Genomic DNA, 17,640 nt, shown 5'->3' on the forward strand with positions numbered 1-17,640 from the left:
CGTCGTCATCTCCGTATCGAACGCAAACACCAGTGAGTTTCCTGCCGCTCATTGGAGCGGCCAGCCAACCGGCGCGGTCATAAATCTGCAGCATTAACGAGCAACTGCGGTTCCGCACGATCCCTCAGAGCCAGTTAGCAACGTAGCGTGGGAAATATTCCCACACATTTAGAATAGTGCTGTCAGCCCGAGTGTCAACGACCAAATATCAGGACTAAGGCACGCGCTGAGCAAAAATTTCAACCTAACCCATTGAGAATCGCCCCTCACCCGATCGGCTGGTTTATCGAGACGACTTTTTTCAATGGAATAGACCAGGAGCTGACATTCGGATTTACCAAGGTAACCAGGGGCGAATCAAAGAGCCTGTCATGACGCTGGCTGGCCTGGCAGGTTTTTCGAAACGCACCGCGCGGACCCGGCTTGGCTAGAGTCGGTGAAACGCATCAATGTTGGAAATAACCTGACAGGCAACGGGGTATCAGAAAGCGTGGATGAGCAACAATCCAGCCTCGCCATCCGGGCTGGCGTCGGAAAACCCCTTGACGGCATACAACTGAAACTTCCAGTTCTGATTGAGCTTGTGCGTGAGGAAGAGGGTGAGTTCCTTAATCGGGTCGCCCGTGGAAACGACCTTCTGCCGCCAGTCGTAGGACGCGCCCGCCGTGGTGCGCGCGAATACGGGCATGGCGAAGCCCAGGCCGGCAAATATCGGGTTGTCGAAGTCGGAGCCCGACGGGTCGCCGTACTTTTTCCAGCCCAGGGTAGCAAACCCGGTCACAGGGCCGAAGGCTTTGGCGACATCGACCTGGGCGGAATAGTCGGTTTTGCCCGTACCCAGACACTTGTCTTCGTCGGCTGTGGGTAGCTTGACCTTGCCGATCAAGTCCACGAACAGCCCGCCAACGCTGCCATCAAGCGCGGCATAGCCTACACCGGCAACGGTGTCGCCCAGACCGCTTTCCACTTTGCCGCAACCACCGGGTAGCGGGTCGCCATCAGGGCCGACCGAAGGATTGGTAATGCGCAGCCAAGGCACAGTGAGCTTGTAGGTCATGGGACCGGTTTCGTATTTGCCTACCAGCGGGACATACCAGGTTTCAGAAGTAGTACCGGTGCCATAGTCGCCCCGAGAGTAGTCGGTTCCGATCGAGGTCGTGAAGTTATCGGCCAAGGCTGGCAAGGCCAGGCTGGCAAGCAAACCGACGAGCAGGCTGCACTTGGGGCTCATGTTCACCTCGTGTGTTCCGTCATCGAAGTTCACACGCATGCTTTGTTGCGTGACTTACCCAGCCTAGTTACTTATGACGATAGTGCATCATGACTGCACGGTTTAACCCGATCTGCCAGAGTGATCGACTTTTTCAACCTGCTCGACCTTCTCGCCCTTCTCTACCTTCTCTACCTTTTCGACTTTCTCGACCCTCTCTACCTTCTCGACTTTCTCTACCTTTTCGACTTTTTCTGGCCGATCAACTTTCTCGACTTTCTCCGGACGCTCGACCTTTTCGACTTTATCGACCTTCTCTACCCTCTCCACCTTCTCGACTTTGCCGGATTGCTCGACCTTCTCGATACGCTCTGACTTACCGGACTTGTCCACGTCCATGCGTTCTGTCTTCTCGCCACCGCCATGACTGTCATTGCCCCCGTGGCGAGTATCGTCGACAACGCTGCCCTCGCTCTCGGAGCGCCCGCTCCTGTCACTGCCTGAATTCCCTGAATTCCCCGAACTGCCAGAGTTACCGGAGCCACTTGAGTTACTCGAGCCACTTGAGTCGTCTGTGCGCTGCTCGCTGGTACCGGGTGGTCCGTGCCGGTTGCTGGCCGGCGAATCGGCCCGATCGCGGGGCAATTCGATACGCGTTGCCTGCACGTCCCGAGCGCCGGTGAACACGCCGTTGACCCGTACACGTCGATCCAGTGCCAGCTCCGAAGGCTGCACACCGACAAACACGGTGTCGCGCACCAGCGTCACATTAAAGCCACCCACCATCAAATGGCGGTCGTGCCGGCCCTGTACCAGGCCCTCGATCACCGCATTGTGTACCCGGCCAATGAAGGGCAGGCTCGGGTCGGGGCGGCTTTGGGTCACATCCAGTTCGCGGCCTGACCACTGGCCGCGCACCAGCATTTCCTGCGCCGGGCCTGGGTGATTGCTGAGCTTGAGCCCCTGGAGATAGCCGCTACGATCCACCGAGCCGATGGCACTGGCCTCCTTGAGGCCGGGCGCCCGGTCGATGCGGCTGGCCACCACTTCTCCACGAGCATCGCGCAGCCCGCTGACCCGTACCGGATCACCCGGGCGCAGACCAGCAGCGACTTGAGCACCGGCGGCCAGGCGTACCGTTTGCCCCATGACACGCATGGGCATGGAATCTCTAGGCAGGGCTGTCAAAGGGCCTTCGTAGACGTGCAGGATAGAAATGCGCCCGGCCTCCAGACCTCGCTTGGAATTGAACGCTTCCACGGCAACCACTTGGCCAATCGCCAGCTGAGTGCTGGTAGTGGCAATGCCGTTCTCGCTGACCGGAACGTTGTTGCTGAAGTGCACTTCCAGGCCATTGACGCAGATCGAGGCGAACCCGGTGATGGTGCCGACAATGCCGGTGCCACCGATCCCTCCGTTGTCATCGCTAATGCCCGTGCCACCCACGCCGCCTGCAACGGCGCCGGTGCCGCCAATGCCGCCGGGGCGCTTTTTCAGTGGTGCGCCGGTACCGCCCACCCCGCCGTTGTCGGTGCTGATGCCAGTACCGCCCATGCCACCAGGCGCTGCGCCCGTGCCGCCGGTGCCCCCCGGAACCTGGATGACCGGCACTTCGCTTGTGCCCGCGTCATTCTGGCTTACACAGGCTGGGGCGGCTTGCATCACAATCGGAAGCCCGAGGCCCAGAGCGAGGGCTATTGCACGAATCAGGCGCAAATTGACGGTCATGGCTTAGGGGCCGTTGGTGAATCGGGATCGGAAGCTTCAGTGTAGAAGTACAAGCCGACCGTGATGCGCTGGCGCGGTTCAAGGCTGGGCAGGTCCTGGAGTTCCAGCTCGGCGGCGAGCCGGTTGAAACTCAACAGGGCCTGCATTCCCTCGCTGGCAACGGCCTCGCGCAACGCCTCGACGCTCATCGGGGCCAGCGCGTCATAGTGGACGCTGCGTTCAAAAAAGGCCGTACCTTCGCTGGTCAGGTTGTGTACCGCAGCGCAGGCATGATCGTGCAGGTTATGCCCCAGGTAAGCAGTTTTCTCATCGAAGCCCTTTTGTGGCACGAAGGCCTGGGCTTCGAGGTGCACGCACTCTTGTTCGTCAAGGCGGACGACGCCCAGACGCAGCCACTCGTCCAACACTACCCGCGCCCTGATATCCGTGCTGACCTTCGCCACCAAGGCGTCAAAGGAGCGGTCGCCGCCGACACTGGCCAATCGAGGCAGCGGCAGTGGCTGGCCGGCTACATTGCAAAAGGGCTCGTTGGTCCAGGCATTGACCAGTTGCGCACCGAAAGTGATGTTTTCCGGAAGCGTGGAAGAATCGGGGTCGCTGGTGTTGCGCAAGCGCCGTACATCCTTGCGATGCACGCCGGTGAGCAGGCTGATGCGGCTGTCGGTCGATGCCTTGTCGTCCAGACGGAACTCGCGGTCCGCCACTTCGACGAAAACCTCCTTGAGCAGGTCGGCAAACACCAAGTAGGTGACGCCTTTGCGCAGCATCAGGCGTACCAGCGGGCGCATGACATGCCGCAAGGCTTTGAGGAGGGAGGTGGGCAGGGTGGACGATTGCATTGAGCGCATTCCTGGACAGTTAACCCCAGTATAGCTGCGTGGGATATTTTCCCACTCAATGTAAATTAGCCCTTTCTGGCTCCGGGTCAACCCGCACAGGCTAAATGAATCTGCCCTTTGAAAACCATGTCCCACAAAAAAGCCCACTGACCGTCACCGATTCAGTGGGCTTTTGTTTAGCTCTCTAATTACAGAGCCATATCAGTCGCAGCATTAGCCTTCGGTGCCTTACCCGCATCAGCCGGAGCAGCAACCGGAGCCACCACCTGACCCATCGCCGGCGGCGGAGTCAACTCCAGCACCTTGGCGGTGTAAGCCCACTCCTCGGCCACCTTCTCAGGATTGCCATTGAGCTGAGTGCCATAGCTCGGCACGATCTGGTGCAGCTTTTCCTGCCAGGCTGGCGAAGCCACCTTGTCTTTGAAGACTTTCTGCAGCACGGTCAGCATGATCGGTGCAGCGGTCGATGCGCCTGGCGAGGCGCCCAGCAGGCCGGCAATCGAGCCGTCAGCAGACGAAACGATCTCGGTACCCAGCTTCAACACACCACCGGCAGCTTCATCACGCTTGATGATTTGCACGCGCTGGCCGGCTTGCCACAGGCGCCAGTCCTCGGCTTTGGCGTTCGGGAAGTATTCTTTCAGGGCGTTCATGCGGTCTTCATCCGACAGCATCAGCTGGCCTGCAAGGTACTCAACCAACGGGTATTCCTTGATGCCGACCTTGGTCATTGGCCACACGTTGTGCGTGGTGGTGGTGGTCAGCAGGTCCAGGTACGAACCTTCTTTGAGGAACTTGGTGCTGAAGGTCGCGAATGGGCCAAACAGGATGACGCGCTTGCCGTCCAGAACACGGGTGTCCAGGTGCGGAACCGACATCGGCGGTGCGCCAACGGAGGCTTTGCCGTAGGCCTTGGCCAGGTGTTGCTCGGCGATGGTCGGGTTTTCGGTCACGAGGAACGAGCCGCCTACCGGGAAGCCTGCGTATTCCTTGGCTTCAGGAATGCCGGACTTCTGCAGCAGGTGCAGTGCACCGCCGCCCGCGCCGATGAACACGAACTTGGCGTCGGTTTCGGCTTTGCTGCCGTCTTTCAGGTTTTTGTAGCTGACGCGCCAGGTGCCATCTTCGTTCTTGGTGATGTCCTGCACTTCGCTGGACAACTTCAAGTCGAAGTGTGGCGTGGTTTGCAGGTGCCCCACGAACTGGCGGGTGATCTCGCCGAAGTTGACGTCGGTGCCGATCGGGCTCCAGGTGGCCGCGATTTTCTGGTTGGGGTCGCGCCCTTCCATCATCAGCGGCACCCACTTCTTGATCACTTCAGGGTCTTCGGAATACTGCATGCCGGCGAACAATGGGCTCGCTTGCAGGGCTTCGTAGCGCTTCTTCAGGAACTTGATGTTGTCATCGCCCCACACAAAGCTCATGTGCGGTGTGGAATTGATGAACGAACGCGGGTTCTTCAGCACGCCTTGCTGAACTTGCCAGGCCCAGAATTGACGGGAGATCTGAAACGCTTCGTTGATTTCAACGGCTTTCGGGATCTGAACGTTGCCCTTGTCGTCTTCCGGGGTGTAGTTCAACTCAGCCAGGGCGGAGTGACCGGTACCGGCGTTGTTCCAGCCGTTGGAGCTTTCCTGAGCGACGCCGTCGAGGCGTTCGATCATTTCCATCGAGGTGCCAGGTTCCAGTTCATTGAGCCAGACACCCAGTGTTGCGCTCATGATGCCGCCGCCAATCAGCAGCACATCGACTTTCTTTGCCTCTTGCGCCTGGACGGACGTGATCCCCATCGACAAAGCCAGCCCCAGCAGGGCCGTATTCACTTTCTTAAACATCTGTAGCACCTATGATAAAACGCCATCCGCCCTTCCATCCTCACGACCAAACCCCTGGCTCACGGCATTCAGGCAGGATGTCGTGGGTGTTCGTACATAAGGATTGGAGGGTGGGCACACAAGGCCGACGGACTGCGTCGACCTCAGTTATATGTCCCTACTGAACTGACTTTTTATCATTATTGGCTTCAGCTACTTGAGCGACATTGATCCTGTCGGCACGTCTGCGGGACGGGCCAACTGAACAGGTCAAACCAAGTTGGCGCGCAGAATATCACGGTCGGACGACCGTGCGCTCCCGAAAGGACTTATGGGTCTAGTCCAGACGCGGCTCGTTCGACGCGTTCTGGCCTAAACGATTCAGCACAAACACCTTGGCGTTGCGGGTCATCTGGTCCAGATGCCGGTCGCGCTGCTTCTCGGCATCGATCATTGCGCGCTGGCCGTGTTTTTGCAGCAAGTAGTGATGGATCTGCCGAACTTCCAGCGAACTGTAGATTGAGGCCACATCCAGCAGCCCCATCAAACCTTCGCTGCTGTGGTCGCGGGTGTTCATCAGTACTTGCGTGCCGCGCACGCCCAGCACCTGAAAGCCCATCGACTCGAACCACGGCACTTTGGCGACAGCGCAGGTCAACTCGGCGTGCGGGTAGCGGTTGATCATGTCTTGCAGCATGGCGCGCGCAACACCTTTACGACGATGGCCCGCGTCAACCGCCATGTAGGCCACGCCGCACGCCTGGGGATCGTCTTTGATCGGCAGGTAAAGCAGGAAACCGATGACCTTCGACGGGTCTTCATCGTCGGTGGCGACGATCAACTCGACCGCAATCCCCTTGTCCCCGTTGAGCGCTTCCAGGTACAGGTGCACTTCGAAGCCGACCGTGTATTGGTACACGTTGTACAGCGGATTGCTCGGCGCGATGCCGACCATGCTGATGTCGGTCAGGTTATCGACGACCAGTTGCAGGATCTGGCTGTTGATGTGCTCCGGGCACGGGGCTGCGAAGTGGGTGAGTTGGGGCATTGAAATTCTGACTCCGGGATAAGGCTTACAGGGCATCGGCCAGGGTATTGTCACAGATTGATCGCCGCGCCGCTTCTGCCAGCGGCTACAGGGGTTGTCGCGAATAGATAACTTAATTCCCCGACAATGAGGAATTCCCCCCCAGTTTTACGCACTTTTCCCCAATGCCGGGATAACCCATTTGTTTGTCACAGGACTTTGTTTTACTAAATATTACTAAGACTTTGGTCTGATTGCGCTCATGGCTCAGCTTTTGCTTCGGCCAAAGGGCGAGTGCCATCACCGTGGCATGCCTCCAATGAGAACTATCATGAAGAGCTCAGTCCCTGCGAACAAGTCATTCGGCTATTCCATGGCGCAGGGCATTACTTCGGTGGTGATGATCACGTTCAGCGTGACCACCCTGAACGCTGCCCCCATCGATGATGTCGGACAACCACCACCCACCGATCCCTCAGCGTACATCAACCAGCCGGCTGATCCAGCCGTTGCGCTGGAAGCATTGAAGACCATGCCAGAGGCGAACCAGGGTTCATATGCCCTGCCCAATGGGATGTATGGCAACAAGGACACGACCCGCACCGAAAACGTGTTGCCACCTGCCGTGCAAACGACGTTCAACTTCCCCACGAACGGCAAACCCAGCCCCCTGTTCGGGGCTCAACCGTTCACCCAGCAACTGCTGCTGTTCGAGGAATTTGGCACGGAAAAACTCGACCCGAGCCTGCCGCAACCGCCACTGTCGTTCCCCGTGCCGCTCGCCGGCCCGGCGCCCCAGCAGGACCCGAACAGCATCGCTCGCAGCGTCCCGTCGAATACCGCGCTAGATGCATTCATGCGCCAGCCGGGGTTGTATCCGTTCCCGTCGCAATACTCCAATGTGCTGGACCGCAACCCGTGGAAGTCGCAGATCGAAGCCTTCCTCAACCGCCATCCGGTCGGTTCGCCCGCCGAAGGCCGTCCACCGGGAAAAGGCTGGTCGCATCAGCGCTGGAACGAGTTCTACCCGCAGGTCGATTTCAAGACCGTGCAAACCGGCGCACGGACCAACCTGGGCATGCGTGACCGCAAGCAATTGCACAACTACGCCAAGGGTGAATTTGCCCCCGGCGGGCTCTATTACCAAACCTCGGATATTCCGACAACCGCTGGCACCACCAAGGGCATCGACGCGCGTTTTCACCCGAAAATGCCGGTGCAAAATTACAAGAATTTTTGGTCCTTCGACGGCACCTTGCCGGCAAAACTGTTGATGGTGCGGTACGGCCAACCCGTGCTGATGCGCCACTACAACGCCCTGCCGATCGACCCGGCGGCCAATGCCGGTTTCGGCTTGCATACCCTCACCACCCATGAACACAACGGGCACTCCCCGGCGGAAAGCGATGGTTATGCCAACGCGTTTTTCTTTCCGGGGCAGTATTACGACTATCGCTGGCCGATCCAGCTGGCCGGTTACGACACCATCAACACCACGGCGCAGGATCCGCGCGCGGCATTCCCTTGCGCGCCCGGCGAAACGCTGTACGTCAACGACGCCAGTCCCGGGCTGAAAACCTGCGACAACGGCAGCATCAAAATCCGTGGCGACTGGCGCGAAACCATGAGTACCCACTGGTTCCACGACCACATGCTCGATTTCACTGCGCAGAACGTCTACAAGGGCAGCGCGGTGATGATGAACTACTACAGCGCCCTGGATCGCGGTAACGAGGCGATCGAAGACGGCGTCAACCTGCGCCTGCCCAGTGGTTCGGCGATGCCATGGGGCAACCGTGACTACGATGTGAACCTGATGATCGCCGACAAGGCCTGGGACGCCAACGGCCAGTTGTGGTTCAACCCGTTCAACACTGACGGCTTCCTCGGTGACCAGGTGTTGGTCAACTGGCAGTACCAACCGGTGCTGAAAGTGCGGGCGCGCAGCTATCGGTTCCGTATCCTCAATGGCTCGGTGTCTCGCTACTTCAAAATAGCGCTGGTACGGCAGGTCAGCGGCACCAGCGGTGAGTTTCCGGGCCCGGCAGGCTCAGGGGTTTCCTACAAACGCGTGCCGTTTCACTTGATTGCCAACGACGGCAACCTCATGGCGCACAGCCTGCCTTTCGACGGCAGCATGGACATGGATGGCGACGGTGACTTTCAGGATCACAACGCCATTCTGCCGACCCAAGGCATCGCCGAACGCTACGACATCATTGTCAACTTTGCGAAATACGGCATCAGCACCGGCGACAAACTGTTTTTCGTTAACCTGATGGATCACCAGACCGGTAAAGGCCCGGAGAAAATAGAACTGTCGCTGGCCGACGTGCTGTCGGAAAAATACAAAGCGGTGCTCAAGCTAACCAGTAATGGCCTGAAATGGGACAACGGCGATCCGGCGGTGGGCAAGTTTCTGGAGTTTTTGGTACAGCCTTACTCCGGTCAGGACCTGAGCATGGACCCGGTCGCCTATGAACCCGCCAAACCTGGCAAGCCTGCCGGCAAGGTCATGATCCCGCTGACCATTGACCGCGATAGCCCGACCGATCAGGCCAAACTCGCCGCTGCGCGGCATCGCGAGTTCACTTTCGGGCGTTCTGACGGCACCGATCTAGCGCCGTGGACGATCAAGACCGATGGCGGCTTCGGTTACAGCATGGACCCACGCCGGCTAGATGCCGCTCCGCAATTGGCCAACGGCCCGACCGATGCCGGGTTCTCCGGCGACGGTACCCTCGAAGTATGGGATATCAAGAACGGCGGTAACGGCTGGACCCACCCGGTGCATGTGCATTTCGAGGAAGGCATCATTCTCAGTCGCAACGGCCTGCCTCCGCCGGATTGGGAAAAATGGGCACGCAAGGACGTCTATCGCATTGGCGAAGGCGTCGACAGTACGATGGACGTGAGAATGGCAATCCGCTTCCGCGAGTTCGCCGGCACTTACATGGAGCACTGCCACAACACCCAGCATGAAGACAACGCGATGCTGTTGCGCTGGGATGTCGAGCATCCGGGCCAGTTCCAGTTGATGCCAACACCCTTGCCGGGTTGGGACGGTGTGACCTACGTCGCTTCCGTGGCGCTGCCTACCTTCCGCACCGGCAATGACGGTAACAATGACGAGGGAGACAACCAAAAACCCGTGGCCAACCCCGACAGCGCCACCGCCAGCAACGGCCAGCCGCTGACCATCAACGTGTTGGCCAACGACACCGACCCCGACAATAATCTGCCGCTCAAAGTGGTGGAGCTGAACCAGCCGGATTCCGGTAAGGGTACGGTCAGCACTGACGGTTTGCGGGTGATCTACACCCCACCGGCCATCGTCCCCGCACCGTTCACCGCGACCTTCACCTATCGCGCCAGCGATGCCAAGGACGCGAAGTCGGACCCGGCGACAGTGTCGGTCAATGTCACCGCTGCAGCGGCCAACGAGACTCTGGCGGTCACCAGCGCTTTCGTCACCGTTCGTACCGACAATCGCTACACCTGGGATATTTCCGGCACCACCACGGTTTTTGCCGGCAATAGCGTGACGGTGACCGCGTCCACTACCGCCGGGCCGCTTAACCTGGGCAAGGCCACGCTCACGCAAGTCGGCACGGGTGCGAAGTGGCGAGTGTTAGTGGCGACCGCCGGTGCCGGGCCGGCGCCAAACCCGACCATCACTGTCAAGTCTGCGCTTGGCAAGACGATAACCGTGCCGATCACCGTGCGTTAAAGCGGCATCTATAGGCGCCCCCGTGGCGAGGGGGCTCGCCCCCGTTGGACTGCGCAGCAGGCCCATTTTTTGGGGCCGCTTCGCTGCCCAACGGGGCGGTGCGGCGGTCCGACAAGCCCCCTCGCCACAGGACGGCGGTTACACGGGTGGCTCAATCGTATCCAGCACCCGGTTCGCCGTGATCTCCGCCACCATGACGCTGTTGGAAATACCCAGCAGGGCGTAGCGCGACTCACCCTCCAGATGATCCACCAACTGATGGACCATCACATCGACCGAGGCCAGCGTCTCGACCAAAAAAACCGCCAGGGTTTCGGTAGTGGCCGCGGGGTCCACGGAAAACAGAGTGCTGCGAGTTCGCGCGGTAGCTTTGATGTCGGCATTCGACGGGAAGTGGAAGTTCAGAGCCCGCTCGGCGGCCTCATTGAGCTTCTTTGAATCGGGTTCGTACGGAGAGACCGGATCGGTGTCTGGCGGGTTGGGCGTAACTTTGAACATAAGCTTGCTTCTCTGATTGAGTGCCAACCCTCCTGCTGCTAAACGAGAGGGAGGCAGCTGTACGCAGGTTAGCAGACCGGGGAAGCTAGCAAAGCCGGCGCGCCCGAAGGCGCCCTGCGCACAACCACCATCAAGTGCAGGCATGGAAATGCCTGACTGACAAGCGCTTGTGCAGCTTACTTATAACCCCGGGCTGCTAAACCCGACCACTTATGGGCAGTGGCAGGGAAACGATAGAGGCCAGGGCCAAGGCGCACAAGCCGGCGGATTCTGGCGTAGCCGTAGGCAACGGCGCAAGGTTTTGTAGCTTTCAGGACGTAACCTTGATGGCGTTTAAACAAACCCCTTCCGCAGATGTTTAACAGGCAGACGAACATTCCCTACACACTTCAAAACCTTGCTCGCTCAGGCCCACCCTGCCCCGCGCTTACTCTGAAACAGCCACTTGATTACGCCCGCGTGCCTTGGCCCGATAAAGCGCTTTGTCCGCATTGTTCATCAACCTTTGCAGATCATTGTCGTGGAACTCCATTGAAGCGACGCCGAGACTGGCCGATATGCGGTGGACAGGGCCGGACATCAAACCACCGATAGCCTGGATCAGTTGCTCGGCAAGATTCAGGGCGACCTCAATGGACGTGTCCGGCAGCAGGATGGCGAACTCCTCGCCACCCAACCGGCCGTATACGTCCGTTTCGCGAAAACCGCCACTGATGATGACACCCACTTGACGCAATACCTGGTCACCGACCTGGTGACCGTAAGTGTCATTGATGTGCTTGAAGTGATCCATATCCAGCATCACCACGCACAGTGGCAACCGTTTGTGTTGGCAGTCATTGAACAATTGCTGCGCGCGCTCAAAAAAAGCCCGGCGGTTTTTCAACCCGGTGAGTTCATCGGTTTGTGCGGCGAGTGTGGAAATGCGGTGCGCCTGTTCCATTTCACGGGTCACGCGGAAAGCTGTTTCCAGGGCTTCGGACAGTTTTCGAGTCGCGTTGACGACAAATGAGGCGAACACCAGGACCGCCAGCGCCATACCGAATTGCAGGGCCGACGGTTGAAACAACAGCCACGTGGTACACGGCAACAACACCAGGCCAATCGACGCTAACGTCATGTACCGATAGGACGAGTAACACGACACCGCGCTGACCGACATGCCGACGGCGAAGAGCATGACCAGCGACTGGGCCAGCAGGTCGTTTGCCGGAATGACCGCCAAAGCGCCTGCGCCCCAGATACTGGCAGACAACATTAGCGTTATCCAATAGGTCCGCTCCCAGCGTTGAGGTGTGCGCTCACTTTCCGGGCTACGAAAATAGACAATAAACATCAGGATGCGCAGCAACGACGAGGCGCTTAGCAGGACAATCCAGCCGCACACGACGCGGTGATCAATACGATCCCAGCACAACCCACACAACATGATCGCGGCAAGGTAACTGCCGAACACAGCAGACACGGATTGATGGAATAGCTGGCGCAATCGGTCACCACGCACTTGCGCGGTGATGAACATCTCCTGATCGTGCCGATATCCTGGGCCACCCATTTGATCCTCCTGATCATGATGCTGTGACAAGAATGTGATTGTGACACCCTCCCACTTAGGCAAACAAACAAATCACATGCCGATCGCTTAAGGACCACACTCTTAAGGTGCGTGACCAGCATTACTCCTTGCTCCCCCACTGTCTCACTGGCTACGCGCTACTGCTGCGGCGCAACCATCTTGAACCGGATATTGATGTCGTTGGAAACGACGGCATCAGCATATTCACCGTCGCCGACTTTGAAGTCGCTTCGCTTGAGCGTTAACTGGCCATCGAAAATCCCGATGGTCTTCTTCGCCTTCAGCTGGACCGGAACCGCCACCTCACGGGTAATGCCTCTGAGTGTCAGTTTGCCGATGATTGTGTACTTGTTGTCGCCAAGTGCCTTCACATCGGTCGATTCAAAGGTCGCCACCGGATAAGCCGCTGTATCGAACCAGGCGGGTTTTTGCAGTTCAGTGTTGGCCTCGCTGCTGCCGGCATCGATGCTGTCGAGCTGGATGGTGAGCGACGCATGGGCCGCTGCGGGGTTGGCCGTGTCGAAATCAAGCTTGGCTTCAAACTTGCCAAACGTGCCATATACCCGCGAGCTGAACTGGTTGTACGTGAAGGAGATTTTGCTCGCAGCCTGATTGACCTGCGTGTACTGGACCGCTTGCGCGCAGGGCAAGACGCCGACAGTGAGCAAGGCAGCCAGAACAGCGAGCCGCGGGAATCGAAAAGTCATGGGATTCTCCGGTCAAGGCGTCCGGTCATGAGCCGAAACGCCCGCACACCTACGCCAGCGATAGGAGGACTAAAGCAAACAACGACCAATTCTTCCACCTACCGTGCTGACTTACGACCACCTGTCGGCCAATCCGGATCAGCGCCCGACCCTGCCACCTTTGCGGGTGTTTAATAATTGCTGCACTCACCACGGCGGGAGACAGGACATGAAGATCGTCGTTATCGGAGGTACCGGGCTGATCGGCAGCAAAGTCTGTAAAAACCTGCAGGACCTGGGCCATGAAGCCTTCGCGGCGTCACCGAGTACCGGCGTGAATGTCATCAGCGGCGAAGGGCTGACGGAGGCGTTAAAAGGCGCCGACGTGGTGGTCGACGTCGCGAACTCGCCCTCTTTCGAAGACCACGCAGCGTTGCATTTTTTTGAAACCGCCGGGCACAACCTGTTAGCGGCGGAAAAGCTCGACGGCGTCAAACACCATGTGGCCCTGTCGGTCGTCGGCACCGAACGGATGCTCGACAGCGGTTACTTCCGGGCAAAAATGACGCAGGAAAATCTCATCAAGAAGTCAGGTATTCCCTACACCATCCTGCGGGCGACGCAGTTCTTTGAGTTTATCCATGCCATTGCTCACTCCGGGCGTGAAGAAGGCGACATCATTCACTTAACGTCCGCAGCGTTGCAACCGGTGGCCTCGGCGGATGTTGCGCAGGCATTGACAGCTATTGCGCTGAAAGCGCCTGTCAATCAGACCGTCGAAGTGGCTGGACCTGATAACCGCCCTCTCGTTGAGTTCGCGAGCGATTACCTGAAGCACACCAACGACCCGCGCCAAACCGTAGCGGACGACACGGTTCCTTACTTTGGTGCGCCAATCAATGACCAGTCACTGACACCGGGTGCCAACCCCATCGTCGGCGCGACCCGGTTTCAGGATTGGCTCAAGACCCACTAGGCGCCCATCTGCCACGCTGAGGGTGGCTGGAAAACAAAAACGACCTCCTTGATTCAGGCATTAGTTGCCCTGCACAAAGGAGGTCGCTTCTGTCAGGCTCCGAACAAGCCTGTAAGGTCTACTCGCTTAACCGACTTAACAAGCGGCTGCGAATGTCCGCGGAGACGCAATGGCGTAGTCCGGTTGTTTCGCCCGCTGAGTCAACGCAAGCATCGCCAGGAACCCCAGTGCAATCAACACCGGATAGGCCATCAATAGTTCAGTAAGGGAATACTTCCAGGCCAGCGGACGACCGACCCCCAACATGGCCGCGTACATCCAGGATACTGCCGACAGCGAGCCGCAGAACAGTGCTGTCATCCGGGCGCTGAACCCGAGATTGAGCAATGAGCCGGCCTTTTGCAGAGCAGGCAGTACCAAGCGATGCAATACGACACCGTTGTAAGTCAGCAAGGCGACAATAATGACTTTGGCTTGAAGTTTTGGATTCATAAAGTAGTTCATGCCTTTGTCCAGGTAATCGATACCGATGATCGCGGCACCTGTTACCCACAAGGCTATCAACGCAACACTGACAGACTTCTGAAGACTTTCCATGTGAGCATTATCATGCTCCGTAAATGTTTTTCGCTTAAATAGATCTCTCACCATCGCAATATCGCTGGTCAATACCAAACCAATGGCGACACAACACGCAACTAAATGGACATAAACAACGCCCAATCGTAAGAATTCCATGAATTCTTTATTTTCAATCAGGCTCATAATTGTAGTTATCGCCACGGTACGTTCTCCACCTTATTCGACAGTACTGATCGATGCTCTACAGGTTATATATTTATTCCAAATACACCTGTTCGATCCTACTGATTCAAGATAAGCCAACTCATAGACTTGGCACGGCCAAGATAATTGATTCGCACAGCGAACCAACGATCTGCTTAAGTATTTCTCCCGGGTTTCAGTGAAAAAAAATCCCCATAGCATTCAATGCACATGAGGTTCAATTTTCCACTTCTTTACTACGGATTCAGGTGCAGGTCACGAATGACTGCTGAAGAATGAGAGCCCAAGAATACCCGAATGTTCATTTTTTGAGCACACTACCGACAAACGGTAGTTAGAATTTGTGACTTATCGCGCCGATACTAAGTCGTAGACTTCCCTGATAGGCCCATGATAACTGGCCTGCTTAATTTACATGGACTTCATAATAAATTTATTGGATCCATTAGTTACCAACCACTCCAAAGCATGTGTAATAGCGAGCAACTCGCATTCATGACGCAATAACTAAAACAGTCATACTTTTTAAATCAGGAAATCTCAGGTGTCGAGGGTGCCCGGTCTGGGCGTTACCCGCGCCCCCGTGAGCACCCTGATTTTAGGTAATTAATGAACGGGATGCTGCTGATCGGCGCGACCCTCTTTCTCCCAGGCCCGTTGCAACAGCCTGATGACCTCCGCATCCGAGGTCTGGGAAAAATCCATGTACCAATGCCCAATCGACATCAGCCACTCAGGCATGAGCGGGCAAATCAATTCATCCACTTCACTGCGCAACGCCTCGACTGTCTCGGGTGGCCCAACCGGCACCGCGACCACGATGCTAGACGGCTCATGCACCCGCGCCGCGTGAATCGCCGCCATCATTGAGGCGCCTGTCGCCAGACCATCGTCGATCAGAATTACCACCTGATCCTTGAGTTGCACAGACGCGCGCGTTCCCCGGTAAACCTGCTCGCGCCGCAACAACTCCCGCGTCTCCCGGGCGACCACCGCATCGAATGCCACCTTATCAATCGGGTGCGTTCGCAACGCCTGTTCATTGAGAATCTGGACGCCGCCGCTGGCTATCGCGCCCATGGCGAACTCCTCGTGCGACGGCACACCGAGCTTGCGCACCAGCATCAGGTCGAGGCGAACGTCCAGCGCCGTGGCCACTTCATAGGCCACCGGCACGCCGCCACGGGGCAAGGCGAGGACGATCACTTCCGGGCGATGAGCGTAAGCGAGCAACGGCGCCACCAGACGCCGACCGGCCGCTGCTCGGTCCTGCAAAACGATGTTCGATGGGGGACTCATTTGAAAACCTCCTCAGGCGATCACGCCCGTCGGTTTCATCACGCAGTCCCAGAGAATTGTCGGCCTGACCGTAGCCGACATCAAGCGGCGCCGCTTACACCAATCGCTGGATTTGCTGATGCCGCCAAACGAAGCTGTAATACGCGGTCTGCAACACCAGCATCCCCAGATACGCCACCGGAAACGCCATCCACACGCCCTGCAAACCAAAATGCCCGTCCAGCACATACGCGACCGGCAACTGCACCAACACCACGCAAAAAATCGACACCGCCATCGGCACCAGCACCGTGCCGCTGGCGCGCATGATGCCGCCAACAATCGCCTGGAAGCCAAACACCAATAGACTCCAGAGCATGATGTGCAACAAGTGCTCGGCCATTGCCCGCGTCGAGTCATCCGTCAGAAACAGCCCCAACAACCAGTGCGACAACAAGTAACCCAATACCACCAACCCTCCGGTCAGGCACACATTGATCAGCAGCCCCGTGCGCAAAATCGGCCCCATGCGCTCCAGGCGCCCTGCCCCAATCGCCTGAGCCCCGAGAATCGACGCCGTGATCGCAATCGACAGCGCCGGAAACTGCACGTAATTGACGATCTGCGTCACCGCCCCATACGCCGCCGTCGCCTGCGAACCGTGCTGGTTCACCAGCGCCAGAATCACCAGCTCCGATACCGACAACACCACCATCTGCAGCCCGGTCGGCAAGCCGATGCGCAACACCTTGCCAAGAATCACCCGATCCAGCTTCATCGCCGCAAACATTTCCCGATCCGGCGCCAAAGGATGCCCCTTGCGAATCAACCGCCAGGCCAGCCAGCCCATCGCCGACAAGTTACCCGCCAACCCGGCATACGCTGCACTCTGAATCCCCATCATCGGCAACCCGAACCAGCCACGAATCAACGCTGGCGTCAGCGCCAACCCGATACACGTCGACACCACCAACGCGATCAGCGGCGACAGCGTATCGCTCACCCCGCGCAGCAATTGTGTGAACAGCACGTAGACCAGCAGCGACGGCATGATCCACATCATCACGCGGGCGTAGGACACCGCGTCGTCCAGCACATCGGCCGGCGTGCCCAAACCCTGCAAGGCTGGCCTGGCGAACACACTGCCCAGCACCGCGGCGGACAGACCGATCATTGCGCCCAACAGCAACGTAGTCGCGGCGATGGTCTTCACCAGGTGCAGCTCACGCGCGCCCCAGGCCTGGCCGATCAACACGCTGGCGCCCGCGCCTAAGCCGATCACCAAGGCGATGAAGAAGAAGACGATGGGGAACATGCCTGATACAGCCGCCAGGGCTTGGGTGCCGAGCATCTGGCCGATATAGATGCTGTTGACGGTGCCTGACATGGATTGGAGGAAATTCGACAGGACCATCGGGGCTAGGAAAAGGAGGTAGGTTTTCCAAAGCTGGGTTGATTGGGCGGGGGGTTGCATGGAAGGTCCATCTCGGAT

At 58.2% G+C, this 17,640-nt stretch carries 13 protein-coding genes; 2 read left to right on the plus strand and 11 right to left on the minus strand.

Features of this window, described 5'->3' with window-relative positions; all coding sequences use genetic code 11:
- Positions 1–481 precede the first annotated feature (481 nt).
- The 5 genes from ACWGZX_RS01725 to ACWGZX_RS01745 all read right to left on the minus strand — a co-directional run bounded on the left by ACWGZX_RS01725 (position 482) and on the right by ACWGZX_RS01745 (position 6,639).
- The gene (locus tag ACWGZX_RS01725; protein WP_452627026.1) at positions 482–1,231 is read right to left on the minus strand and encodes a hypothetical protein; all 750 of its coding nucleotides are present in this window, start codon (positions 1,229–1,231) and stop codon (positions 482–484) included.
- A gap of 102 nt (positions 1,232–1,333) precedes the next feature.
- Positions 1,334–2,938: a DUF5666 domain-containing protein gene (locus ACWGZX_RS01730; RefSeq protein WP_452627027.1), complete on the minus strand. Its 1,605-nt coding sequence runs from the start codon at positions 2,936–2,938 to the stop codon at positions 1,334–1,336.
- Positions 2,935–3,777: a DUF6502 family protein gene (locus ACWGZX_RS01735; RefSeq protein ID WP_452627028.1), complete on the minus strand. Its 843-nt coding sequence runs from the start codon at positions 3,775–3,777 to the stop codon at positions 2,935–2,937. The genes ACWGZX_RS01730 and ACWGZX_RS01735 overlap by 4 nt, the downstream gene beginning before the upstream one ends.
- Before the next feature lie 188 nt (positions 3,778–3,965).
- Positions 3,966–5,612, minus strand: a complete 1,647-nt coding sequence (gene mqo / locus ACWGZX_RS01740) for a malate dehydrogenase (quinone) (protein WP_452627029.1) — start codon at positions 5,610–5,612, stop codon at positions 3,966–3,968.
- A gap of 316 nt (positions 5,613–5,928) precedes the next feature.
- Positions 5,929–6,639, minus strand: coding sequence for a GNAT family N-acetyltransferase (locus tag ACWGZX_RS01745; RefSeq protein WP_452627030.1), 711 nt, complete (start codon positions 6,637–6,639; stop codon positions 5,929–5,931).
- 310 nt (positions 6,640–6,949) lie between these two features.
- Here ACWGZX_RS01745 and ACWGZX_RS01750 point away from each other — a divergent pair, with 310 nt between their 5' ends.
- Positions 6,950–10,348 (plus strand): Ig-like domain-containing protein, encoded by a 3,399-nt coding sequence (locus ACWGZX_RS01750; RefSeq protein ID WP_452627031.1) that lies wholly within the window; start codon positions 6,950–6,952, stop codon positions 10,346–10,348.
- 138 nt (positions 10,349–10,486) lie between these two features.
- Here the strand turns inward: ACWGZX_RS01750 and ACWGZX_RS01755 are convergent, their stop codons facing one another.
- The 3 genes from ACWGZX_RS01755 to ACWGZX_RS01765 all read right to left on the minus strand — a co-directional run bounded on the left by ACWGZX_RS01755 (position 10,487) and on the right by ACWGZX_RS01765 (position 13,129).
- Positions 10,487–10,846 carry a DUF6124 family protein gene (locus ACWGZX_RS01755; protein ID WP_452627032.1) on the minus strand — a complete coding sequence of 120 codons (360 nt, stop codon included), beginning with the start codon at positions 10,844–10,846 and terminating at the stop codon, positions 10,487–10,489.
- A gap of 427 nt (positions 10,847–11,273) precedes the next feature.
- The gene (locus ACWGZX_RS01760; RefSeq protein ID WP_452627033.1) at positions 11,274–12,401 is read right to left on the minus strand and encodes a diguanylate cyclase; all 1,128 of its coding nucleotides are present in this window, start codon (positions 12,399–12,401) and stop codon (positions 11,274–11,276) included.
- 158 nt (positions 12,402–12,559) lie between these two features.
- Positions 12,560–13,129: a YceI family protein gene (locus ACWGZX_RS01765; protein WP_452627034.1), complete on the minus strand. Its 570-nt coding sequence runs from the start codon at positions 13,127–13,129 to the stop codon at positions 12,560–12,562.
- A 208-nt stretch (positions 13,130–13,337) separates the two neighbouring features.
- On the opposite strand from ACWGZX_RS01765, the gene ACWGZX_RS01770 reads away from it, so the two are divergent.
- Positions 13,338–14,084: an SDR family oxidoreductase gene (locus ACWGZX_RS01770; RefSeq protein WP_452627035.1), complete on the plus strand. Its 747-nt coding sequence runs from the start codon at positions 13,338–13,340 to the stop codon at positions 14,082–14,084.
- 135 nt (positions 14,085–14,219) lie between these two features.
- On the opposite strand, the gene ACWGZX_RS01775 is transcribed toward ACWGZX_RS01770, so the two are convergent.
- The 3 genes from ACWGZX_RS01775 to ACWGZX_RS01785 form a co-directional block, all read right to left on the minus strand.
- Positions 14,220–14,867 (minus strand): hypothetical protein, encoded by a 648-nt coding sequence (locus ACWGZX_RS01775; protein WP_452627036.1) that lies wholly within the window; start codon positions 14,865–14,867, stop codon positions 14,220–14,222.
- 609 nt (positions 14,868–15,476) lie between these two features.
- A complete protein-coding gene (locus ACWGZX_RS01780) occupies positions 15,477–16,169 on the minus strand; it encodes a phosphoribosyltransferase (protein WP_452627037.1) in 693 nt (230 codons plus the stop codon).
- A 94-nt stretch (positions 16,170–16,263) separates the two neighbouring features.
- A complete protein-coding gene (locus ACWGZX_RS01785) occupies positions 16,264–17,622 on the minus strand; it encodes an MATE family efflux transporter (protein WP_452627038.1) in 1,359 nt (452 codons plus the stop codon).
- Positions 17,623–17,640 lie beyond the last annotated feature (18 nt).

The sequence above is a fragment of the Pseudomonas sp. CLCA07 genome, assembly GCF_053615335.1.

Bases quoted from the DNA above. Each gene is read 5' to 3' on its own strand.
- ACWGZX_RS01770 (WP_452627035.1), top strand. From the start codon at position 13,338: ATGAAGATCGTCGTTATCGGAGGTACCGGGCTGATCGGCAGCAAAGTC.
- ACWGZX_RS01785 (WP_452627038.1), bottom strand. From the start codon at position 17,622: ATGCAACCCCCCGCCCAATCAACCCAGCTTTGGAAAACCTACCTCCTT.
- ACWGZX_RS01725 (WP_452627026.1), bottom strand. From the start codon at position 1,231: ATGAGCCCCAAGTGCAGCCTGCTCGTCGGTTTGCTTGCCAGCCTGGCC.
- ACWGZX_RS01735 (WP_452627028.1), bottom strand. From the start codon at position 3,777: ATGCAATCGTCCACCCTGCCCACCTCCCTCCTCAAAGCCTTGCGGCAT.
- ACWGZX_RS01760 (WP_452627033.1), bottom strand. From the start codon at position 12,401: ATGGGTGGCCCAGGATATCGGCACGATCAGGAGATGTTCATCACCGCG.
- ACWGZX_RS01750 (WP_452627031.1), top strand. From the start codon at position 6,950: ATGAAGAGCTCAGTCCCTGCGAACAAGTCATTCGGCTATTCCATGGCG.
- ACWGZX_RS01780 (WP_452627037.1), bottom strand. From the start codon at position 16,169: ATGAGTCCCCCATCGAACATCGTTTTGCAGGACCGAGCAGCGGCCGGT.
- ACWGZX_RS01745 (WP_452627030.1), bottom strand. From the start codon at position 6,639: ATGCCCCAACTCACCCACTTCGCAGCCCCGTGCCCGGAGCACATCAAC.
- ACWGZX_RS01765 (WP_452627034.1), bottom strand. From the start codon at position 13,129: ATGACTTTTCGATTCCCGCGGCTCGCTGTTCTGGCTGCCTTGCTCACT.
- mqo (WP_452627029.1), bottom strand. From the start codon at position 5,612: ATGTTTAAGAAAGTGAATACGGCCCTGCTGGGGCTGGCTTTGTCGATG.
- ACWGZX_RS01755 (WP_452627032.1), bottom strand. From the start codon at position 10,846: ATGTTCAAAGTTACGCCCAACCCGCCAGACACCGATCCGGTCTCTCCG.
- ACWGZX_RS01730 (WP_452627027.1), bottom strand. From the start codon at position 2,938: ATGACCGTCAATTTGCGCCTGATTCGTGCAATAGCCCTCGCTCTGGGC.